The sequence below is a fragment of the Brenneria roseae subsp. roseae genome (genome assembly GCF_003115845.1).
Classification (GTDB): domain Bacteria; phylum Pseudomonadota; class Gammaproteobacteria; order Enterobacterales; family Enterobacteriaceae; genus Brenneria; species Brenneria roseae.
In genome coordinates this window covers 63,114-85,952 of record NZ_KZ819025.1, presented here as the reverse complement: position 1 = coordinate 85,952, position 22,839 = coordinate 63,114, and the positions used below count along the sequence as shown (strand labels likewise).

Genomic DNA, 22,839 nt, shown 5'->3' with positions numbered 1-22,839 from the left:
AACGGCACGCGACAAACAGGTATCAGAAAACATCGCGCAGGGGGGGTGTCCGCCCCCCTTGCCGCCGCCCCTGATAGCAAGCGCTAGCGCTCGTCGCGCCGACCCGGTACCGCGCTCCAGAAACGCCGCGCATGAACCGTCACCTCCTCACGATCGTGGTACAGTTGTTTGGCATGCACTTCCGCATTAATACCGCTCTCCGCCAGACGCTCATTTAGCAAAGCCAGATTCTGCGACACTTCTTCATAACGCTTTTTCATCGGCAGTTTCAGGTTGAATATCGCTTCGCGACACCAGCCCTTTACCAGCCAGTCGGCGATCAGGCTGGTTACCTTGGCCGGCTTTTCCACCATGTCACACACCAGCCAGTAAACGTTATTACGCGGCGGTTCAAAACGGAAACCATCGGCCTGATGATGCATCACCTGTCCGGTATCCATCAAACTGGGCGCCATCGGCCCATTATCCACAGCGTGAACCATCATGCTGCGTTTCACGAGCTGGTAAGTCCAGCCGCCGGGACATGCGCCCAAATCAACCGCATACATGCCGCTGCCAAGCCGTTCATCCCACTCATCCGCAGGGATGAAAACGTGGAAAGCCTCTTCCAGTTTCAACGTCGAACGGCTGGGGGCATCTGACGGGAACTTCAGGCGCGGGATCCCCATGTAAAATGGAGAATTATTAAAACTGTGCGAGTAACCGACATAGCAGCAGCCGGGAGCGATAAACAGCACATGCACCACGGGTTGGTCAGCTTTTTCATACCCCAGCAGGATCTTGTTCTCACGTAGCGCCGCACGCAGGGGCACGGTAAACTTGCGGCAGAACTTCATCAGCTCTTTGCTTTCATTGGTGTCAGGCACTTCGACGCGTAATTCGCCCGCACGCTCAATCGCACCGGTTAACATACCAACAATCGGCGTAATACGATCTTCCGGCGGCAGGTCACGCAGCAATTCGCCGCTGACAAACATCTGACGGGCGAAAATCAACTCATGGAACGGCAGTTCCTTTATCAGCCGTTCGGCATCTTCATGCTGATAACATTCAAAAATCACATAGCCGCTGTTCTCTTTTACTCTGGCAAAACCATAAGCATTATGATGCGTTGCTTTTTCCGTTATTTCTGCCGCACACTCTTTTTCAAATCCCGGACGGCAGTACAGAATAACTTTATTCATGGCGTTCAGCCTTTCTCTTCAGACGCAATGCGCCAACTAACATTAACAGCCAACCAGCCAGAAAACAGAATCCGCCAATCGGCGTGATGTAAACCCACAGCCTCAGGTGAGAAAGCGCCAGACAGTACAGACTACCGCTGAACAACACCGTCCCCAAGGCCAGAAAAACGCTACTCCAGTAAAACCAGAGATTGGTGCGTTGATACATGGCGATCGACAACGCCAGAATGGCCAGCGTATGAAATGCCTGATACTCCAGCCCGGTATGTAGCCAGGCGAGTTCGGTCGGACCTAATGTTTTACTTAACACGTGGCTGCCAAATGCCCCCAGTGCAACAAAAACAAAGCCACTGACGGCAGAAAAAATCAGCATGAAACGACTATTCATCGTTGTTATCCAATAGAATTATCTGTGAATCTGAGACTCGACGCTCTGCGTCTCAGCGCGTACTGTTATCATAGCGGAAACGAAATTTTTCCTGCTCGCTGGCGGCCCGAGCCAGGATCCAGTGTCGAAAGGCGGCTATTTTACCCAGTTCCGCCTGACTGTCATGGCATACCAGATAAAAAGCATTCTTACTGACCAAAACATCGTTGAACGGACACACCAATCGTCCGGCTTCAATTTCCGTCTGCGCCATCACGTTATTCGCCAGCGCCACACCCTGTCCGTGGATTGCCGCCTGGAGCACCATCGCACTATGGCTGAAAATCGGCCCCTGCTGCACATTAATCTGCACGCCAAGCTGACGCGTATAAGCTAGCCAGTCGCGACGCGACGCGTCATGCAGCAGGGTATGCGCGACCAGATCGTCCGGCGATTTTAACGGATGATTGCCGGTTAACAACACGGGCGAACAAACTGGCAGGAGATATTCGGCATACAATTTTTCCACCCGTAGTCCAGGCCAGTTGCCACGGCCATAAAAAATGGCGACGTCCACATCATCCGATAATCGGTCTTCATCCCGATCAACGGCCTGAATCCGTACATCAATGCCCGGATATTCAGAGTTAAAACTCGACAAACGGGGAACCAGCCAATGAATAGCAAAGCTGGGCAGCAGGCTGACCGTCAACGCGCCTTTAGCGCTCCGCGACTGCAATTTCCGGGTCGCTTCATTAAGGGAAGAGAAAATTTCTTTAATATCAAGATAGTAACTCTGACCCTCTTCCGTCAGAAGTAGAGAGCGATTGCGGCGGCGAAACAATTTAAGCCCTAGAAAATCCTCGAGCGACTTCATCTGATGGCTGACCGCTGCCTGGGTAACGAACAATTCTTCCGCCGCTTTCGTGAAACTCAGGTGGCGAGCCGCGGCATCAAATACGCGCAAAGAATTGAGCGGAGGTAGACGTTTTGACATGAATAAAATTCTTTTATTTACCGATAAACAACACTTTTGATACGTGCATTTATCTATTAGTTTTTATAATCCGAGACATTATAAATTGTCCGTTGAGGATGTACCAGCAAATACCTATATTAGCGCAACTTCCTGAGCCGGAACGAAAAGTGCGGAGGGGCGACCTGAGGTGCTTTTGGCTTGTGGTTGTGATGTTGTGTTTGCTATTTATTGTCTGCCTTTTCAGACGCGGTAGCGAGTCTACCTTATTTCACTTCCTGTACAATTTACCCTGTCTGTCCATAGTGATTTTATATGTAGCACCGCAGATGCGGTGCTTTTTTTATGCGTACATTTTATCTGTACACCGCCATGATCGCGTCAGTCAAATCACTCCGCCTTGGTCATTTCCCTTACATTATCACGGTTGATCTGCTGTTGAAGTCCATAGGCGTCGGTATAACTGATCATACCGGTTTCATCATCTACTTTAGGTTTACCCTCTGCGATGATGGTGCGTCCGTCATTCGTATGCATGACGTAATTACTGGAACAGGCTGCCAGAGAAAAAGCCATAATAATAGCGGCAAAAATAGAGATTTTATTCTTCATAGTTAACTCCAAGTAAATTAAAATGTCTTCTGGTTAACTTTATCCGTCAGGAAATCCTGAAAATTAACATTTTAAAGCGTAGCAAAATTTCCTCGTTTTTCCATAAAGCGGCACTAGGTATAGTCCTAAACTTGTTTCCCCCGGCAAAATGGGACAGGATCTGACACCCCAAAAGAGGATGATCATGACACCGTTTAACGCCACAACGTTCCGCCGGCAGTTTCCCGCGCTCAGGGATAGCGCCGTGTATCTGGACAGCGCAGCAACCGCCCTGAAACCCCAAATCGTCATTGACGCTGTACAGCGCTTCTACAGCACGGAAAACAGTACGGTTCACCGCAGCCAGCATCAGGCGGCACGGGCGCTGACGCAACGTTTCGAGCATACGCGGGAACAGGTGGCTACGCGTCTTCATGCGGAAGATCCGCGCGCCATTGTCTGGACGAAAGGCACCACGGAAGCCATCAATCTGGTTGCCCAAAGCTATGCCCGTCCACGCCTTCAACCGGGTGACGAAATCATTGTCAGCGAAGCGGAACACCACGCTAATTTAATACCCTGGCTGATGGTGGCGGAACAGACCGGTGCACGCGTGATAAAGTTGCCTGTCGGCGCGGATTGGTTACCGGATATCGATCAGCTTGCTGATTTACTGACGCCAAGAACCCGACTGCTGGCGCTGGGACAAATGTCCAACGTCACTGGCGGTCGGCCCGATCTGGCAAAAGCCGTTCAGCTTGCTCATCAGTATGGCGCGGTGGTCATGGTCGATGGCGCGCAGGGTATGGCGCACAGCCCTCCTGACGTTCAGGCGCTGGATATCGATTTTTATGCATTCTCAGGACACAAGCTGTATGCGCCGACGGGGTTAGGGGTGCTATACGGGAAAACCGCGCTGCTGGAACAGATGCCCCCCTGGCACGGCGGCGGCAAGATGATGACCCATGTCTCCTTTGACGGATTTACGCCGCAGGACATTCCTCATCGATTTGAAGCCGGTACGCCGCACATCGCCGGCGTACTTGGGCTTTCCGCGGCCCTGGACTGGCTATCGCCGTTGGATTGGCAAGCGGCGGAACAACACAGTCGGAATCTGGCCCGTCTGGCGGAGGCACAACTGGCGCAGTTCCCCGGTTTCCGCAGCTTCCGCCGTTCCGATTCCAGCGTGTTGTCGTTTGAATTCGCAGGCGTCCATCATAGCGATCTGGTGACGTTGCTGGCGGAAAGCGGCATAGCGTTGCGGGCCGGCCATCATTGCGCCCAACCGTTGATGGCCGCACTGGGGATCAGCGGCACGCTACGGGCATCGTTTGCGCCATACAATAACGAGCAGGACGTCGCATCGCTCATCACGGCGATGGGCAATGCTTTTGAACTTCTGGCAGATTAACGGACACCATGACTGACATAACAAACACCCTTCATCCTTTCGGACGCCAAATCCGCGTAGCGGATTTACAAGCACGTTTCGATGCCTGCCGCTCCTGGGAAGAACGTTACCGGCAGTTGATTTTACTGGCTAAAGAACTGCCTGCCCTGCCAGAAGCGCTGAAAAACGACGCCATTTCGCTGTCAGGCTGTGAGAATCGTGTCTGGCTAGGCTATCAACGTCAGGAAGACGGCACGCTGCACTTTTACGGTGACAGCGACGGACGTATTGTCCGTGGGCTACTGGCCGTTTTACTCACTTCGGTCGAAGGAAAAACGGCTGAGATTTTATTACAGGAAGATCCGCTGACCTTGTTCGATCGGTTGGGGCTACGCGCTCAGCTCAGCGCCTCACGGTCTGGTGGGCTGGCCGCGCTATCGGCCAGAATCAGAACTATCACCGAACAGGTTGCCGCCGGAAAGTAAAATACGCCACGCTACTTCCGTTGTGCCGATTCCCGCACCATTTTCGCCATCATCTTCTTCAACGCATGAGACACGGCAACAAAACCGAAGGTTGCCGTCACCATGGTTGCAGCGCCAAAACCAGAAGCGCAGTCCATGCGCATCGTGCCTTCAGCAGTGCTGCGGGACGCACACACCGAGCCGTCAGGTTGCGGGTAGACCAGTGGTTCGCTGGAGAATACGCAATCAATCCCCAGCTTCCCTTTACTGTTTTTCACCACGTTGAAGTCGTGCTTCAACCGTTCACGCAGTTTTGCCGCCAGCGGATCCTGAATCGTTTTCGCCAGATCGGCCACTTCAATGCGCGTAGGATCAATTTGCCCGCCCGCGCCGCCGGTGGTCACCACCGGGATTTTATAGCGGCGACAGTACGACAACAGCGCCGCTTTGGGGCGCACGCTATCAATAGCATCAATGACATAGCTGAAATTGCGGTTGAGTAATTCCGCCACATTCCCGGCGCTGATGAAATCATCCACGCAGGTCACCTTGCATTCCGGGTTAATTGCCAGAATGCGTTCCGCCATCACTTCCGTTTTTGCCTGCCCGGTATGCTGGCGCAGCGCATGAATCTGCCGGTTGGTGTTGCTGACACACACATCATCCATATCGATCAGCGTGATCGCGCCGATCCCGGTGCGGGCCAAGGCTTCCGCGGCCCATGAGCCCACCCCGCCAATGCCAATCACGCAGACGTGAGCCTGAGAAAACAGCGCCAGCGCCTGCTGACCATATAGCCGCGCAGTGCCGCCGAAACGCTGTAAATAGGCTTCGGATAATTGCGTACTCATTACAACCAACCTTTGACTTGGAAAATAAAAACGTCACAGGATAGCGCTAAACCCGCACCACATCCACCAGACAGCTCATGGCGTTCGGCCCCTGAGTCAATGAAGAGGTGCCGATATCCAGCGTCAGTACGTTCGCATTTCCCGATTGCTCGACCGGGTGCCATTCTTTACGCCCAAATCCCGGTTCAAACCAGGCGCCGGTGGACATGATCACCACGCCCGGCGTCACACCGTCGGTAATCTGCACGCCCGCCAGAATACGGCCGCGATCGTTTCTGACCTCCACCAGTGAACGATCGGTGATTTCGCGCGCCGCCGCATCCTGCGGATGCATATAGAGCGTCTCCTTATCTGCGGTTTTATTAGCCGCTACCTGCGGCGTTGCCGCCAGTTGGCTGTGCAGTCGATCGGAAGGCTGGATAGAAATGAAGTGCAGCGGCCATGTTTTAGTCTCCGACGCGCCCAGCCATTCAACCGGCGGACGCCATTCAGGATGCGGAGCGAAATCCGGATAGTCATATCCGGCAATGGTAGAACTGAACAGCTCTATCTTACCGCTTGGTGTTTGCAACGCGTGCCGCTGCGGATCGCGGCGGAAATCTTCAAAGAACACGAATGGCTTCTCATCCATCGGGATTTCGACATGCCCCTGCTGCCAGAATTCATCAAATGACGGCCAGGATTGCGCAGTCTCTTTCTGTCTTTCCCGGCAATCAGCATAGAGCGTTTCCAGCCATTCCCGCTCATTGCGGTTCTGCGTGAACGCCTCCTGATAGCCCAGTCGCTCCGCCAACTCGCTAAAAATATCAAAGTCATGACGAGCCTGATGCTGAGGCGCAATCGCCTGATGCATGGCAAAAATGAAACGATCGCGGGACGACCCGCCGATGTCATTACGCTCCAGCGTGGTGGTCACCGGCAGCACGATATCCGCCATCTGCGCCGCGGGCGTCCAGACGATATCCTGAACGATGACCGTATCCGGCTTGCGCCAGCCTTCCACCAGCCGGTTCAGCTGCTGATGATGATGGAAGGGATTTCCCCCCGCCCAGTGGATCAGATGAATATCAGGATAGGTGTGCGTTTCCCCCTGAAAGGTGTACGGTTCGCCCGGATTGAGCAGCATATCGGCGATGCGCGCGACGGGGATCGCCCGACCGGCGTTCGGCGTGGAGGGTGACGCAGGCGCAGGCGTTGCAATACGTTCATTGCCTACGCTGTTCATCGAGCCGTGCCCGAACGAGAAGCCGCCGCCCGGCAAACCAACCTGCCCGAGCATGGAGGAGAGCGCAATCATCATCCAGTAAGGCTGTTCGCCACGGTGCGCACGCTGAACGGAATAGGAACAGGTAATAAAGCTGCGCACGCCGATGAGCTGACGCGCCAGACGCCGGATACGCTCCGCCGGAATACCGGTGATGGCGCTGGCCCACTCCGGGGTTTTGGCAATGTCATCCCCGCGTCCGAGCAGATAATCCGTCAATTGCTCGTAGCCCACGCAGTAGCGTTGTAAAAATGCTTTATCGTCCGCGCCCAGCCGCTGGATTTCATACCCCAGCGCCAGCATCAGCGCCACATCGGTATTTGGGCGAATAGGGATCCATTCGGCGTTAACAAACGCCGGGCAATCATCGCGCATCGGGCTGACGTTAATCACCGGGATGCCTTTTTCCACCAGCTTTTCCAGCGCGGGTTTGAGCGTATGATGCCCGGCGCCGCCGGAAGCAACCTGAGCGTTTTTCAGCGCCAAACCGCCGAAGGCGAGGAAAATCTCACAGTGCTCGGCAACGCTGCGCCACTCCGTCACTTTACCGGTCAGGGGATGAAACGTACCGATGACATAGGGCAGGAAAAACTGCGCCGCTCCCCAACTGTAGTTGCCCTGCTGATCGACCGCGCCGCCGCCGGAAAAATAAAAGCGTCGCACCTGCGAACGGGCATGATGGAAACGTCCGGCAGAAGACCAGCCATAAGAGCCGGCAAACAGCCCGTCGGCGCCATATCGATCGCGAACGCGACGGTTCTCTGCGGCAACCAGATCCAGCGCCACGTCCCAGTCAACCTCAACAAAATCTTCCTTACCCCGCAGAGAACGATCGCTGTTCTCACGCTGTTGCAGCCATGAACGACGCACCGAAGGACGGCGAATACGGCGTTCGGAATAGACCAGTGGAACAATAGAGTCGAGCATTGCAGAAGGAGAAGGATCGTCCGCAAAGGGTTCGCAGCGAATCAATTTCCCATCCTCAACAACGGCGGTAAACGCGCCCCAATGAGCAAGGTGTGGATAACGCTTAATCGACATGACAACCTCAGAATAAATAGTTAGCAGGGTGGATAATACCCCGAATCGGCCTCTTCCCCAATAATCTGAGTAGTGAATGACTTATGCATAATCCGAGATTGCTTATCCATATTTAAACGTTCGTTTAAAACGATCGTTAGGATAGGGTTTAACCAGAAAAGCACACAGAAGCTTATCCATTTTTATTATTCAGTGATTATTCAAAACTATTATTCAAAACCAGGAAACCAGCATGAAAATCGTTACGCCATACAGCACAGGTAATGACGTTATTTCATTACTGCCCCGATGTTGAATTAACCCTGCCTGATTTATTTCCTGCTTCTCTTCCTCTCTGAAGAGAAACGGTTTGTTTCGGCAATTTTTTGTGGCCTGCCATCCCTCGGCCAATGCGTTGTTTGTCATTCAAAAAAATAAAAACGGAGAACAACGTCTCCGTATACGGACGGGAAATATGAAAAAAAATCTATTATTGTCAGCGCTGATTCTGGCTTCTTCCTTCTTCAGTCTGGCAGGCCAGGCTGAAGAACCGGCCCCCAAGCGCGGCGGAACCCTGAATTTTCTGGTTGAACCAGAACCGCCGGTACTGACCACGCTGGTCAGTACCGCAGGCCCGATCCTCAAGGTCAACTCAAAAGTTATTGAAGGGTTGCTGAATTATGATTTCAATCTAAATCCGCTGCCGGCGCTGGCGACGGAGTGGTCGGTCAGTCAAGACAGCAAACAATATACTTTCCACCTGCGTAAAGGCGTGAAATGGCATGACGGACAGGATTTCACCTCCGCGGATGTGGCGTTTTCCATTCTGACCGTCAAGCAATATAACTCACGCGGGCAAGGCACTTTTGCCAGTGTTACCGCGGTGAAAACGCCCGATCCCTATACCGCCATTATTGAATTGTCACAGCCTGCGCCTTATCTGCTGAGCGCATTTTCAGCCAATGAAGCCCCCATTATTCCTAAGCATTTATATGAAGGGACCGATATTCGCAGTAATCCGCATAATACGGCGCCGATCGGAACCGGCCCTTATGTATTTAAAGAGTGGGTGCGCGGCAGCCATATTATTTATGAACGTAATCCTGATTATTGGGATAGCCCCAAGCCCTATATTGACAAGCTGGTGGTGAAATTCATCCCTGACGCGGCGACACGCACCATTGCCTTTGAAACGGGCGCGCTAGATCTCGGCAGCGAATCGCCGGTGCCATTAAGTGAAATTGATCGAATCAAGAAAAACAGCAAATTGGGGATTGAGACCGGTGGTTACGGTTACGGCCCGACACAAACCCGTATCGAATTTAATCTGGATAATATTTACCTGAAGAACCTGAAAGTCCGTCAGGCCATTGCCCACAGTATTAACCGCGAGGTGCTGAAAAACGTGGTGTGGTACGGCTATGCGGTGAATTCACCGACGTCGATTACCCCTGAACTGGCGCAATTCCATGACAGTACGCCGTCGCCTTATGACTTCAATATCGCTACGGCCAACAAGCTGCTGGATGAAGCCGGCTTCCCGCGTCAGGCAAACGGTATCCGCTTCAAGCTGACACATGACTACATGCCGTATGGCGACGGCTTTAAACGCGTGGCCGAATATCTTAAGTCTTCACTGGCCAAAGTCGGTATTGATGTGACCATCCGTTCTCAGGACTTTGCCACCTTCGTTAAGCGCGTTTACACCGATCGCGACTTTGATTTCAACAACGGCTCGATTTCCAACCTGTTCGATCCCGCGGTCGGCGTACAGCGTCTGTACTGGTCGAAAACCTTTAAGCCCGGCGTCCCCTTCGGCAACGGATCGCATTACAGCAACCCGGAAGTCGATCGTCTGCTGGAGCAAGCCTCGGTGGAAACCGATCCGGCGAAGCGTGTGGAAGGGTACAAACAGTTCCAACGCATCATCGCAAACGACATCCCCGATCTGAACCTGCTCCAGATTAAACGCCTGACGATCTACAACAAACGCGTGCATAACCACCTGACCGATATTCAGGGCGTCAACGGCAGCCTGGCTGACGTGTGGCTTGATCAGTAATACGGCGTTACCCCTGTTCGGCAGGGGTTTCCTCATGAAGGTATGCGATGAATACATTAGAACGAATCGGACGCGCATTGCGACGCACCCTGCTCCATGCACTGCCCACGGCGGTTGGTATCATCGTGCTGGTATTTTTCCTGCTGCAACTGGTGCCGGGAGATGCGGTTGACGTACTGGCAGGCGAGTCAGGCAGTGCAACCGAAGCCACCATGGCGCACCTGCGCGCCCAGTTCGGTCTCGATCAACCCATTTTGCAACAGCTGTACGTTTATCTGAGCAATCTGGCGCAGTTCAGCCTCGGTTTTTCACCGCGTTACAACGCCCCGGTCATGGATCTGATTATGTCCCGCCTGCCCGGTACGCTGTTCCTGATGCTGCTGTCGCAGGTCGTCGCTATTATTATCGGGATTCTACTGGGCGCCGTAATGGCCGTCTGGGCAGGGAAATGGCCCGATCGCCTTCTTTCCTTACTGGCGTTGCTGCTCTACTCCACTCCCGGATTCTGGATCGGCCTGATGACGCTGATCCTGTTTTCCGTTCACCTCGACTGGCTGCCGAGCGGGGGGAATGTCACCATCGGCGCAAATCTGACTGGCTGGGCGCATGTCAAAGATATGGTGCAGCACGCGATTCTCCCGGTGCTGGCGCTGAGCAGCTTTTTCATTGCGATTTATGCGCGCCTGACCCGCGCGGCCATGCTGGAAATCGCCCAACAGGATTTTGTCCGTACCGCGCATGCCAAAGGCTTATCGCCACTGATGGTCACCGTCAGGCACATTCTGCGCTGCGCGCTGTTACCGATCACCACCGTCGCCGGCATGCACTTTGGCAATCTGTTGGGCGGCGCCGCCGTGGTCGAAACGGTCTTTAGCTGGCCGGGGCTGGGCCGTCTGGCGCTGGAAGCGGTCATGGCGCGTGATTTCAACGTGTTGCTCGGCGTCCTGCTGCTCTCCGCGTTTCTGGTCATTCTGGCTAACGTGCTGGTGGATTTACTGCAATCCTGGCTCGATCCCCGAATTAAGGCTCGCTGATATGAATAACCTTGCTCCCGATAATCTCACCCATAAGAAGGCGGCGCTCCATTCGTTGAAAACGCCATTTCGCCTGCCGCCGGAAGTGCGCGCATTTATCCGCAATCCGGCGGGAATGGCGGGTTTGTTTTTACTCACCGCGGTTTTTCTGATGGCGGCACTCGCCCCTTTTTTGTATCCCGGCGATCCGTTGGATATGGTCGCCCAGCCTTTTTTGTGGCCGGGTGAGGATCCCGAATTTCCACTGGGCACCGATTCTCTGGGGCGTGATGTCGCCGCCGGTATTGTCCACGGTTCACAGGTTTCATTGCAGATTGGTTTTTCGGCAGTGGTTGTCAGTCTGCTGATTGGCACCGTCGTTGGCGCGCTGGCCGGTTATTTTGGCGGCCGGGTGGACGACATACTGGTTCACATTACCGAACTGTTCCAGACTTTTCCCACCTTCCTGCTGGTCGTGGTGCTGGTCGCCATCGGCTCGCCTTCCGTCTCGCTGATTTCGCTGGCGATCGGGATTGCCTCGTGGCCGACGATCGCCCGTCTGGTGCGCGCCGAATTCCGTTCGCTGCGCGAAAGCGACTTTGTACTGGCCGCGCGCAGTCAGGGGTTTTCCAGCGTGCGCATCATTTTTCAGGAAATGCTGCCCAATGCCTTACCGTCCATTATCGTCACCACCTCGGTCATGGTGGCATCGGCCATTCTGATTGAGTCCGCTTTGTCGTTTCTGGGCTTTGGCGATCCGAACCGCGTGAGCTGGGGCAGTATGATCGGCGCAGGCCGGGAATCGCTGCGTACCGCCTGGTTTCTGACCGCGCTCCCCGGCACCGCACTGGTATTGACCGTACTGTCGCTGAATCTGGTGGGCGACGCCCTGAACGATGCCCTGAATCCACGCTTACGGGGGAGAAGCGCATGAACCCACTATTGGATATTCAGGATTTGCGCGTCACATTTCCCGGCCATCAGGCCGTCCGCGGGCTGAATCTCACCATCAATGCCGGCGAAACGCTGGCGCTGGTCGGTGAATCCGGCTGCGGAAAATCCGCTACCGCGCTCTCGATGATGCGGCTGGTCGCTGAGCCGGGGGAAATCAGCGGACGTATCCTGTTCGATGGAAAAGACCTGCTCACCTTGCCGGATCGTCAGATGCGCCAGCTACGCGGTAATGCGCTGTCGATGATTTTTCAGGAGCCGATGACGTCGCTCAACCCGGTGTTATCCATCAGGCAGCAGATTATCGAAACGCTGCGGCTGCATGAAGAACTGTCCCCAGCGGCGGCCCGAGCCAGAGCTATCGACCTGCTGGATCTGGTCAAAATCCCGGAACCCGCACGCCGCGTTGATGACTACCCGCACAATCTGTCAGGCGGTCAGCGCCAGCGGGTAATGATCGCCATGGCGGTTGCCTGTCAGCCGCGCCTGTTGATTGCCGATGAACCGACCACCGCGCTGGACGTCACCATTCAGGCCCAGATTCTGGAACTGCTGGATAACCTGCGGCATGAGTTATCCATGAGTCTGCTGCTGATCACCCACGATCTTGGGCTGGTGGCGCAGTGGGCCGATCGCGTCGCGGTGATGTATGCCGGGCAAAAAGTGGAAGAGGCGCCGACCGCCCATCTGTTCCGATCGCCGGCTCACAATTACACCCGCGGGCTGCTGGCAACCTCCCTGCATATGGATCAGGACATACATTACCGCACCAGCCGGCTGGCGGAAATTCATCACGACCATGCGGCTGAAGAATCACGATTTACGCTGCTCACCCCGCCGCCGCTAACCCACCGCGACAGTGAAGCCGGTCAGCGACCGCTGCTGTCGTTAAAAAATATTCACACCGAATATCAGACGACACAGGGCAAGGTCACCGCCGTTAACGACGTCTCACTGGATATACTGCCGGGAGAAACCCTGGGGCTGGTTGGCGAATCCGGCTGCGGAAAATCCACCCTGTCAAAAACCATTCTGCGTCTGTTGTCGCCCTCTCAAGGGCAGATCATTTTTGACGGACAGGACATAACCTCACTCAAAGAGTCACGGCTGAAGGCGCTGCGTCAGCGGGTGCAGATGATCTTTCAGGACCCTTACGCCTCGCTGAACCCGCGTCACAGCATTCAGCACATTCTTGAGACGCCGTTAATTGTGCATGGCATTGGCAATCGCTCGCAGCGGCAGCAGGCGATCGGCAGCATCATTGATCGCGTCGGGCTGCCGCAAAGCAGCCTGAATCGCTACCCTCACGAATTCTCCGGCGGACAACGCCAGCGTATTGGCATCGCCCGTTCGCTGGTGGTGCGTCCTTCACTGGTGATTTGCGATGAGCCGGTTTCCGCACTCGATGTCTCCATTCAGGCGCAAATCCTTAACCTGCTGGTTGAGTTGAAAAATGAAATGGGGCTGTCGCTGCTGTTCATCTCCCACGATCTCGCCGTGGTGCGTTATATCGCCGATCGGGTCATGGTCATGCAAAACGGACGCTGCGTGGAAAGCGGCGATCACCACAGCATCTGGCATCAGCCGCAGCACCCTTATACCCGTAGGCTGATTGATGCCGTGCCCGGTGGACAACGGGAAACGCTGCTGCGCCAACGGCAGACGAACATCAGCGCCGTCACGCCCGTAAACCAGCAAATTATTCAGGAGGTTTAACCGTATGGATCTGGGTATTCAGGGGAAAAAAGCGCTGGTCTGGGGAGCCAATCGGGGGCTGGGTAAAGCCGCGGCCTTACAGCTGGCGCGAGAAGGCGTCGATGTCACGCTGCTGGCGCGCACCGAAGCGGTATTACAAAACGCACAGCAGGATATTTACCGGCAAACCGGCCATCGTCCGGCGGCTGTCGTCGCCGATATCACCACGGTAGCCGGACGCGCCGCCGCACTGGCGTCCTGTCCTCAACCCGACATTTTGATTAACAACGCCAGCGGCCCGACGCCGGGAGACTTCCGCGAATGGCAGCGCGAACATTGGATCGCCGCCCTCGACAGCATGATGCTCGGCCCGATCGAAATGATTCGTCTGGTGGTCGATGGCATGAGCGCACGCAAATTTGGCCGCATCGTCAATATTACCTCGCGCAGCGTGAAGATCCCCCAGCTTGAACTGGGCCTGTCCAACAGCGCGCGATCCGGACTGACCGGGTTTGTCGCCGGGCTATCCCGGACGGTCGTTGAGCACAACGTGACTATTAATAACATCCTGCCGGGAATTTTTGACACCGAAGGACAATGGCAACACATTCAGTCGCTGTCTGAGCAAACGGGGCGGGATTTCACCGCTATTCAGCGTGAACGGGCCGCCGCCAATACGGCGAAACGCTACGGTCGGCCGGAAGAGTTCGGCGCCGTCTGCGCTTTTCTGTGCGCCGCGCAGGCCGGTTATATTACCGGCCAAAACCTGCTGATCGATGGCGGCAGCTATCCCGGCACGTTTTAAATGATATCGAATACAGGAAACGCATGATGACCGCGTCAATTTTCCCTCCTGTTGATCAACAGGCAATGGAATCGGCTATTCAGGACTTTTTACCGGAGCTGATTGCCATTCGTCATCACATTCATCAACACCCGGAGATTGGCTTTGAAGAGTTCGCCACCGCCCGGTTGGTGGCCGAAAAACTGACGGCGTGGGGGCTTGCCGTCACAACCGGTATCGGGGGAACCGGCGTCGTCGCCACGCTGCACGGCCGTTATCCCGGTGAAGACCGTATTGGCCTGCGGGCAGATATGGATGCGTTGTACATCAGCGAGAAAACCGATCTGCCTTACGCTTCGACGCATGCCGGGAAAATGCATGCCTGCGGCCACGACGGTCACACCACGATGTTGCTCGGCGCTGCGCGCTATCTGTCACAGCACCCGGATTTTACCGGTGCGGTACATTTTATTTTCCAGCCAGCGGAAGAAGGGTTAGGCGGCGGGCTTGCCATGCTGAACGACGGCCTGCTGACGCGTTTCCCCTGCAACCGGCTGTTTGGTTTGCACAATAAACCCGGCATTACCGCAGGCAAATTCTCCATTCGCAGCGGGCCGATGCTGGGTGCCAGCGACACCTGGCAGGTCATTTTTCACGGGACTGGCGGACATGGCGGCTCTGGCGCCCACTTATCGATCGATCCCACGCTGCCCGCTGCGCAATTTATGCTTGGTCTGCAAACCATCATCAGCCGCAACGTTCCGGCGATGGAAGCGGCGGTGCTCAGCATCGGTCATATTCAGGCGGGAAGCATCAATGCGCCTAACGTTATTCCCGATCGGGTCATCGTGAAAGGAACCGGGCGAAGTTACTCACCCGCTATTCGTCAGCTACTGGAAACGCGTCTGCGTGAACTGGCTCAACATGCCGCTCAGGGCTTTAACGCCACGGCGGAGGTGACCTATGAACATCAATATCCGCCGTTGATTAACGATGCCCATGTCACCCAACAGGCGATTAACGCCGCCGTGCAGGTTGTGGGCATTGAGCAGGTTGAAACGGCAATGACGCCGCTGTTAGGCGCAGAGGATTTTTCCTTCATGCTGGAACAGCGCCCCGGCGCTTTCATGATGCTGGGGAATAGCGGCAAAAATGACGAGGAAGTGCGCCATCTGCACACCCCGCATTACGATTTTAATGACGCGTTGATCCCATTAGGGATCCGCTATTGGGCAACGCTGGTCTATCAGGAAATGCGGCCGGTTTAATCACCACGCGGCTATATCAAAGCACGGCGGTTTTGCTTTCGCCGTCATGCGTAACACAAAAAGGATGAATCATGGTGGCCTTACTGAAAACCACAGCGCAAAACAAAGAAAAAGAAGCAGACATCAAACAACGCATCCTGCGTGAAGCGATCACGCTTTTTGCCTGCAAAGGCAGTGAACTGACCACAATTCGCGAAATCACCGAAGCAACCAACGTCAATCTGGCATCGGTGAATTATTACTTCGGCTCCAAAGATGGGTTGCTGAGCGCCGTTCTGGACGCGGTTCTGGGGCCATTGAATGAAGAAAGAACGCGCCTGCTGGATAAGGTTGAGCAGACCTATCACGGCGATACGCCTCCCGTCGCCGCGTTGCTGGATGCGCTATTGCGTCCGTTGGTCAAAACGGCCCGCACCCCCGACGGCGGACGCATTGTGGTGCGCCTGCTGCAACATCTGCGCGCCACGCCGGGTCTGGGGGTGACCGCCCTGCTTTCCGCCCAGTTTGATCAGGTGGCTCACCGCTTTATCGATGCCTTTTCCCGCACACTGCCTGAATTATCCCGGGCAGACATTATCTGGCGTTATGAATTTACCCGCGGCGCCGCCATGCACGTTCTGACCGATGCCGATCCGCGTTCCGGCCGTTTGGCGCTGTTATCCAAAGGGCTGTGCGACAACAGCGATGACGATCGCGTTCTGGCGCACTTATTACGTTTTGTTGAGGCTGGTTTTATCGCCAGGCCGCTTCAGTCCTGATTTTTATTTACCCGTAGCATGACTAAACCGACAGGAACGAGACATGAGCAGAGAAAAAATTGAAGGGTCGTTTGTTGCCCTGATTACCCCATTCAATGAAGATGGCAGCGTCGACTTCGGTGCATTTGAAGCGTTATTAAAATTCCAGGAAGACAACGGTACGGCCGCCGTTTTGATCATGGGATCCACCGGGGAAGTCTCCATGCTTTCCGTAGAGGAGAGAAAAGAGATCATCCGCCGTACCGCACAGTACAACACCAATAAGATGAAGCTGTTTTATGGTTGCACCGGCAATAACACCGATACCACCATTGACTATGTCCGCTTTGCCAGGGATAACGGCGCAGACGGCGCCATTATCGCCGCGCCCGCTTACATTTGCGCCAGCGAAAGCGACATCGAAAACTATTTTCTGGAAATCGCCGACGCCACCGACTTACCGTTGGGGATTTATAACAACCCGCCACGGGTGAAAACCGATCTGCACTGGACTTCCCTGCTGCGTATTTTCAAGCATCCCAACTATGTTATTCATAAAGAGTCCACCACCCGGGTCGGACAGGTCGCGCAGGTGCTGGCGGGTAATCCGGACGTTTCAGTAATGTGCTGCGATTCACCCAACCTGGGCCTGGTGATACCGACCATGTCATTAGGCGGTCATGGGACCGCGAATATGACGGGTAATATTGCCCCGGCAGAGCTGGCGGAGATTTCTCGTCCGTGGAAAAACGGCGATGATGCCGAGCGCTTTCGCAAAGCCTACCAGCATTTGCTGCCCCTGTTGCACTACACCTACTCAGCGATCAACCCCATCGCGGTGAAATCCCTGATGAAGGCCGTTGGTTTACCCGCCGGCAGTCTGCGCCGGCCGCTGCGGGATTTACAGGGTGAAGCCTTGCAGACCGGCGTTCGCCTCGTTAACGAATTAGGCTTGAGCAGCAAATACGGTTTTAAAAGCTAATTCCCGTTTTATTTGAACCCATGAAAAAGCCGTCTGGTATTCAGACGGCTCAGATTCACGGCTCAAAGAGCAGCGCTGCCCGATTTCCTTTGAGACGCAATAAAAGAACATAATCAATTTTGCGGATTACTGACCAATAACGATCCTGAATTGCTGACATTCACCGCAGGGCTATTTTGCGCCGAATTGAACAATGTCCCGTCGCTCGGGTTATTTTTTATGACAGGCAATTCCTGCCCGTCACCCTTGCTGGCCGTCGTAAACGGCGTTGAAAACGCTTCCGGCGTTGTTTTCAGTACCCATACCCGGCCATAGTGGTTATAGAAGCCAGCAGCATGTCCGGCCTCATGACCAATGCCCTGATAGATATCGAAGTGCTGGCCTTTAATCGCCCCTCCGACATCCAGCGCAATCATCAGGCGCATTTCATACTTACCCGTAAACTTTCCTTCATTATCCAAAAGCGGCACTTCAGCCAGCAGGGCCGTCCCCGCCGGAATGAGCGAACGGTCAGAGGCAACGGAGGCTTTCGCCACCAGCGGGACGGCACTGGCGCCTTTGACTGGCGCAGACATCATCGGTTTAAAGAACACAAAAGACGGATTTTGCTCCAGCAGTTCACGAACTTCATATTCGCTGTGCTGTTCCGCCCATTGGCGAATAGCCTGCATGGACATATCTTCACGGGCAACTTCGCCACGATCGATCAGCACCTTGCCGATACTGCGGTAGGCATGGCCGTTTTTACCGGCATAACCAAAGAACGTGAGCGGGCGACCGTCACCAAAATCAATGTAGGCGCTGCCCTGCACTTCCATCATGAAATTATCCACCAGCGAATTGCTCCAGGCCAAAATCAGACGGTCATCTAATGCGCCGGAATAAATAGAAGCGCGATCCGGCAGACGACGGTTCGTCTTACCGCGTGACGGCATGGCGTAGAGCGGATAGCGGAATTCTCCCTGGCGGGTATAGCGGGCTTGCAGTACGGGTGTGTAATAGCCAGTGAATTGAACGTTGCCGAAGTTATCCACCCCTTCCATTTGCCAGGCGCTCAAGCCGAACTTGCTCAGTTCGCGCGTATCGGCGCCAGACATCATCCAGTTTTCGATCGCCTGAAAGGTGTTGGTGTTGCGGGTATAGAGACTCGGAGAAGCAGCCCTGATTTCCGAAACCTGCGTGACAAAATCGCGCGCATTGACAGGTTTCCCCGTTGCATTAGGCTCATTCACCAGTTCCAGCGGCTGATTAAGGTGTCCGTCTTTATACTGCTGTCCCCGATCGGTCGGTCTGGACTGACACCCCGCCAGAATGGCAATCACCAGGCCAGTCAGCACATATTTTCCCCAACATCCTTTCATCTTCATTGCGCTCTCTTTTGACATCATGTAGACCCACCGCCGAACGATAACAAACGCCTATAGATAAAGAAACGCGCCTCTCCAAAAAATCGCGAAAGCGGTTTACGACTGCTGAAAAACCGGTTCACAGCATCAGAACGGTGATGATGGGATAGAAGAGTAAAGCGTCCGCGCCAGGAATGGCGCGGCCCGAGCTTACAGGGACGTACTTGCAGCGTCTTTACGATCTACCCATTATCGCCGCTCAGCGTACTTTATCATCAACCTCAAATCGCAAAAGCGGTTTATAACATTGCATAAACAACGGCCCGAACAGTCGCTGTCAGCAAGACCACAGCATAAAACCCAGCATATTACGTTTAAAAAACAGACTATCAGGCGGTAAATTCAGCACCTGAACCGGCGATCCCGTATTTTTTACAGAAATAGGTTGCATCGAAGTTCATGCAGAGTATAGTGCGCTTCCACGGACGCGGGGTGGAGCAGCCTGGTAGCTCGTCGGGCTCATAACCCGAAGGTCGTCGGTTCAAATCCGGCCCCCGCAACCAATTACTGATGTGTGTTGACCATCAGAGAAAACAAGATATCAAGACGGACGCGGGGTGGAGCAGCCTGGTAGCTCGTCGGGCTCATAACCCGAAGGTCGTCGGTTCAAATCCGGCCCCCGCAACCAATTGATTATCATAGAATAAACACCCTGACGGGTGTTTTTTGCTTTCTGGAACACCCCTTCCCGTATCCATCCCCTTTATCGCATCACTACGCTTTGCAACAATCCCCATCGATTCCTGACGGATAACCGCATACTCCCGCGCTTTCGCTTATCGTGCCGACTGACTGGCAAAATAGGCTTTGATCCCGGCCAGAATAGACTCCGCAATCTGTTGCTGAAAATGGCTGGTGCGTAACTTTCGTTCTTCTTCAAGATTGCTGATAAATGCGGTTTCCACCAGAACAGAAGGAATATCCGGCGCTTTTAATACTGCAAAGCCGGCCTGATCGACACTGTTTTTATGCAAACGGTTCACCTTACTCAGCCGCGTCAGAATTTCTTTACCGAATTTCAGGCTATCGCTAATCGTGACCGTCTGCACCAGATCAAACATGGTATGGTCGAGATAACGATCGCCGCTCATGCTGACCCCGCCAATCAAATCCGATTCGTTCTGCGTCTGCGCCAGAAAGCTGGCGGCCGTGCTGGTTGCCCCTTTCTTGGAAAGTGCGAATACCGATGAACCTCTGGCCGCGCGATTGGTAAACGCGTCCGCGTGAATCGAGATAAACAGATCGGCCCGCTGCTTGCGCGCTTTCGCCACCCGCACCCGTAATGGAATAAACACATCTTCATTACGGGTCATATACGCTTTCATATTGGATTCACGATCGATCAAAGTACGCAGGCGCCGGGCGATCTGCAACACGATATCTTTCTCACGCGTCTTGTTTTTACCAATCGCACCGGGGTCCTCGCCGCCGTGACCGGGATCCAGCATGATGACCAACGGGCGATCGCGCCCCGCCCTCCCCGCTTTCGGCGCTTCCGCGGGCAACGTACGTTCCAGTTCACCTTTGTTATAGTCTTCCAGCAGCGCCAATAGCGGATCGTCTTCGTTGTCATACCTGCCGATATCCGGATAAAGATCGACAACCAGGCGATGCTTGAATTCCGCCACCGGATTCAGCGTAAACAGCTTGGTGCTGGCGCCTTGCTTTAATTCCAGCACCAGCCGCACCGTATTTTTATCAAACTGACCAATACGGGCGGCTTTAATCAGCGGATCGTTTTGCTGGAACTGGCCGGAGATATTCTTCAACACGCTATTCAGATGGATATTCTCAATATCCACGACAATCCGATCCGGATTGCTGAGAGTGAACTGTTTGTATTTCAGCGCAAGATTCGATTCCAGCGTGACGCGGGTATAAGAAGAGGAAGGCCAGACGCGCACGGCAATAACCTGCGCTGTCGCTGCCAGCCCGACGCCGCTCACACTTAACAGCCAGGTTGCTGCCGCGCTTTGTAGCAAGCGCCGCCGAGTCAGATTGTGATTCGAATAAGACATGCAACTCCGGTCTGATTACGGTGCCATTGGCAAAAGCTGAAAACAAAAATAAGAAAATTGTCAAAAACTTTAACGAATCTCCCCTGCGCTGTCATGCAAAAATCATGTTTATGCTTTATATCTTTATCGCTTTCAAACCGAAAGCGCGCGCTTCCCCTGACACTTTCTGGCTATAGCCTTAACTGAACCGGCGAAAATATGGTCAGTTACCGCATGACCAAACCGTGAATAAGGTATCGGTTTGAATACGTTGAAAAATCCGATTGTTCAGTCCCCACGGCAGAAAGAATGACGGAATAAACGGGATGAATGCTGAATTTATCGCACAGGTTCCCGCCCCGTTACTTAGCCCTTGCCTTTTGCCTCATAAAGAATAAAAATACAAAAATTACGAATAAAAATTCAAAAGAGGGCTCGCAGTGAAGGAACGTAGTACAGAACTGGTTCAAGGCTTTCGCCATTCAGTTCCTTATATCAATGCCCATCGCGGCAAAACGTTTGTCATCATGCTGGGTGGAGAAGCCATCGAGCATGAAAACTTCGCCAACATCGTCAATGATATCGGGCTATTGCATAGTCTGGGAATCAAGCTGGTCGTGGTTTATGGCGCCCGTCCGCAGATCGATGCCAATCTGACAACGCATCACTACGAACCTCGCTATCACAAAAATACCCGCATCACAGACAGCGTCACGCTGGAACTGGTTAAGCAGGCCGCAGGGATGCTGCAATTGGACATCACCGCAAGGCTGTCCATGAGTTTGAATAATACGCCGCTACAGGGCGCGCACATCAATGTCGTCAGCGGCAATTTCATCATTGCCCAGCCTCTTGGCGTTGATGATGGCGTGGATTACTGCCACAGTGGACGCATCCGCCGAATTGATGAAGAAGCATTGCACCGCCAGTTAAATAGCGGCGCGATTGTCCTGCTGGGGCCGGTCGCGGTTTCCGTTACGGGTGAAAGCTTCAACCTGACCTCTGAAGAAGTCGCCACTCAGTTGGCGATCAAGCTCAAAGCCGAAAAAATGATTGGTTTCTGCTCTTCCCAGGGCGTGATCAACGAAGAAGGCAATATTATTTCCGAACTGTTCCCGGATGATGCCCAGCGGCGGATTGAAGCGCTGGAAGCGGATGGCGATTACCACTCCGGTACGGTCAGATTTTTGCGCGGCGCGGTTAAAGCCTGCCGTAGCGGCGTGCGCCGCAGCCATCTGATTAGCTATCAGGACGACGGCGCTTTACTGCAAGAGCTGTTCTCCCGTGACGGTATTGGTACGCAAATCGTGATGGAAAGCGCCGAACAGGTGCGGCGGGCAACGATTAACGATATTGGCGGGATTCTGGAACTGATTCGTCCGCTGGAACAGCAGGGTATTCTGGTCAGACGCTCGCGTGAACAGCTGGAAATGGAAATCGACAAGTTTACCGTGGTGGTGCGCGATAACCTGACCATCGCCTGCGCGGCGCTCTATCCTTTCCCGGAAGAGAGCATCGGCGAAATGGCCTGCGTCGCGGTGCATCCTGACTATCGCAGTTCTTCACGCGGTGACATGCTGTTGCAGCGGATTGCGTCTCAGGCGCGCCAGCAAGGGCTGAGCAAACTGTTTGTTCTGACGACCCACAGCATTCACTGGTTCCAGGAACGCGGTTTTTTACCCGCCGAAGTGGAAATGCTGCCGAAGAAAAAGCAGGCCCTGTACAACTACCAGCGTCGGTCAAAAATTCTGGTGCTGGATCTGGCCTGAGACTTACCGGCCACCTGGCGACGATACGTGATGGCCGCGCATCAACCCGCAGTAAAAAATTGCTGTTC

19 protein-coding genes and 2 tRNA genes are annotated in these 22,839 nt (G+C 54.2%); 13 read left to right on the top strand and 8 right to left on the bottom strand.

What is annotated here, in order from left to right:
- Window positions 1–83 precede the first annotated feature (83 nt).
- The 4 genes from rlmM to DDT52_RS06475 all read right to left on the bottom strand — a co-directional run bounded on the left by rlmM (window position 84) and on the right by DDT52_RS06475 (window position 3,139).
- Window positions 84–1,184: a 23S rRNA (cytidine(2498)-2'-O)-methyltransferase RlmM gene (gene rlmM / locus DDT52_RS06490; RefSeq protein ID WP_109052787.1), complete on the bottom strand. Its 1,101-nt coding sequence runs from the start codon at window positions 1,182–1,184 to the stop codon at window positions 84–86.
- Window positions 1,177–1,572: a DUF423 domain-containing protein gene (locus DDT52_RS06485; protein ID WP_109052786.1), complete on the bottom strand. Its 396-nt coding sequence runs from the start codon at window positions 1,570–1,572 to the stop codon at window positions 1,177–1,179. Before DDT52_RS06485 ends, rlmM begins: the two co-directional genes overlap by 8 nt.
- A 52-nt stretch (window positions 1,573–1,624) precedes the next feature.
- On the bottom strand, window positions 1,625–2,548 hold the full coding sequence (locus DDT52_RS06480) for a transcriptional regulator GcvA (RefSeq protein WP_136155638.1): 924 nt from the start codon (window positions 2,546–2,548) through the stop codon (window positions 1,625–1,627).
- Window positions 2,549–2,917: 369 nt separating this feature from the next.
- A complete protein-coding gene (locus tag DDT52_RS06475) occupies window positions 2,918–3,139 on the bottom strand; it encodes a YgdI/YgdR family lipoprotein (RefSeq protein WP_109052784.1) in 222 nt (73 codons plus the stop codon).
- Window positions 3,140–3,323: 184 nt separating this feature from the next.
- Between DDT52_RS06475 and csdA the strand changes: the two genes are divergently transcribed.
- Both csdA and csdE read left to right on the top strand, forming a co-directional pair.
- Window positions 3,324–4,529, top strand: a complete 1,206-nt coding sequence (gene csdA / locus DDT52_RS06470; protein WP_136155637.1) for a cysteine desulfurase CsdA — start codon at window positions 3,324–3,326, stop codon at window positions 4,527–4,529.
- Between the two features lie 8 nt (window positions 4,530–4,537).
- Entirely contained in the window at window positions 4,538–4,993 is a 456-nt protein-coding gene (csdE, locus tag DDT52_RS06465; protein ID WP_136155636.1) for a cysteine desulfurase sulfur acceptor subunit CsdE, read from the top strand.
- 11 nt (window positions 4,994–5,004) lie between these two features.
- Here the strand turns inward: csdE and tcdA are convergent, their stop codons facing one another.
- Together tcdA and DDT52_RS06455 are read right to left on the bottom strand one after the other, a co-directional pair.
- Window positions 5,005–5,823 carry a tRNA cyclic N6-threonylcarbamoyladenosine(37) synthase TcdA gene (tcdA, locus tag DDT52_RS06460; RefSeq protein ID WP_136155635.1) on the bottom strand — a complete coding sequence of 273 codons (819 nt, stop codon included), beginning with the start codon at window positions 5,821–5,823 and terminating at the stop codon, window positions 5,005–5,007.
- Between the two features lie 46 nt (window positions 5,824–5,869).
- Window positions 5,870–8,128 carry a molybdopterin-dependent oxidoreductase gene (locus DDT52_RS06455; protein ID WP_136155634.1) on the bottom strand — a complete coding sequence of 753 codons (2,259 nt, stop codon included), beginning with the start codon at window positions 8,126–8,128 and terminating at the stop codon, window positions 5,870–5,872.
- Between the two features lie 454 nt (window positions 8,129–8,582).
- On the opposite strand from DDT52_RS06455, the gene DDT52_RS06450 reads away from it, so the two are divergent.
- The 8 genes from DDT52_RS06450 (at window position 8,583) to DDT52_RS06415 (ending at window position 17,599) form a co-directional block, all read left to right on the top strand.
- Window positions 8,583–10,169: an ABC transporter substrate-binding protein gene (locus DDT52_RS06450; protein WP_136155633.1), complete on the top strand. Its 1,587-nt coding sequence runs from the start codon at window positions 8,583–8,585 to the stop codon at window positions 10,167–10,169.
- 47 nt (window positions 10,170–10,216) lie between these two features.
- Window positions 10,217–11,203 (top strand): ABC transporter permease, encoded by a 987-nt coding sequence (locus DDT52_RS06445; RefSeq protein WP_136155632.1) that lies wholly within the window; start codon window positions 10,217–10,219, stop codon window positions 11,201–11,203.
- A 1-nt stretch (window position 11,204) separates the two neighbouring features.
- A complete protein-coding gene (locus DDT52_RS06440) occupies window positions 11,205–12,116 on the top strand; it encodes an ABC transporter permease (protein ID WP_136155631.1) in 912 nt (303 codons plus the stop codon).
- Window positions 12,113–13,849 (top strand): ABC transporter ATP-binding protein, encoded by a 1,737-nt coding sequence (locus DDT52_RS06435; RefSeq protein ID WP_136155630.1) that lies wholly within the window; start codon window positions 12,113–12,115, stop codon window positions 13,847–13,849. The genes DDT52_RS06440 and DDT52_RS06435 overlap by 4 nt, the downstream gene beginning before the upstream one ends.
- A 4-nt stretch (window positions 13,850–13,853) precedes the next feature.
- Window positions 13,854–14,633 carry an SDR family oxidoreductase gene (locus tag DDT52_RS06430; protein WP_136155629.1) on the top strand — a complete coding sequence of 260 codons (780 nt, stop codon included), beginning with the start codon at window positions 13,854–13,856 and terminating at the stop codon, window positions 14,631–14,633.
- 26 nt (window positions 14,634–14,659) lie between these two features.
- Window positions 14,660–15,880, top strand: coding sequence for a M20 aminoacylase family protein (locus DDT52_RS06425; protein ID WP_136155831.1), 1,221 nt, complete (start codon window positions 14,660–14,662; stop codon window positions 15,878–15,880).
- A gap of 71 nt (window positions 15,881–15,951) precedes the next feature.
- Window positions 15,952–16,638 (top strand): TetR/AcrR family transcriptional regulator, encoded by a 687-nt coding sequence (locus DDT52_RS06420; protein WP_136155628.1) that lies wholly within the window; start codon window positions 15,952–15,954, stop codon window positions 16,636–16,638.
- 43 nt (window positions 16,639–16,681) lie between these two features.
- Window positions 16,682–17,599 (top strand): 4-hydroxy-tetrahydrodipicolinate synthase family protein, encoded by a 918-nt coding sequence (locus DDT52_RS06415; RefSeq protein WP_136155627.1) that lies wholly within the window; start codon window positions 16,682–16,684, stop codon window positions 17,597–17,599.
- 113 nt (window positions 17,600–17,712) lie between these two features.
- Here the strand turns inward: DDT52_RS06415 and mltA are convergent, their stop codons facing one another.
- The gene (gene mltA / locus DDT52_RS06410; RefSeq protein WP_136155830.1) at window positions 17,713–18,960 is read right to left on the bottom strand and encodes a murein transglycosylase A; all 1,248 of its coding nucleotides are present in this window, start codon (window positions 18,958–18,960) and stop codon (window positions 17,713–17,715) included.
- A gap of 471 nt (window positions 18,961–19,431) precedes the next feature.
- Between mltA and DDT52_RS06405 the strand changes: the two genes are divergently transcribed.
- Both DDT52_RS06405 and DDT52_RS06400 read left to right on the top strand, forming a co-directional pair.
- Window positions 19,432–19,508, top strand: a tRNA-Met gene (locus DDT52_RS06405).
- A 48-nt stretch (window positions 19,509–19,556) separates the two neighbouring features.
- A tRNA-Met gene (locus tag DDT52_RS06400) sits at window positions 19,557–19,633 on the top strand.
- Between the two features lie 148 nt (window positions 19,634–19,781).
- On the opposite strand, the gene amiC is transcribed toward DDT52_RS06400, so the two are convergent.
- Window positions 19,782–21,023: an N-acetylmuramoyl-L-alanine amidase AmiC gene (amiC, locus tag DDT52_RS06395; RefSeq protein WP_136155626.1), complete on the bottom strand. Its 1,242-nt coding sequence runs from the start codon at window positions 21,021–21,023 to the stop codon at window positions 19,782–19,784.
- Between the two features lie 419 nt (window positions 21,024–21,442).
- Here amiC and argA point away from each other — a divergent pair, with 419 nt between their 5' ends.
- On the top strand, window positions 21,443–22,771 hold the full coding sequence (gene argA / locus DDT52_RS06390) for an amino-acid N-acetyltransferase (RefSeq protein ID WP_136155625.1): 1,329 nt from the start codon (window positions 21,443–21,445) through the stop codon (window positions 22,769–22,771).
- The last annotated feature ends 68 nt before the right edge of the window (window positions 22,772–22,839 follow it).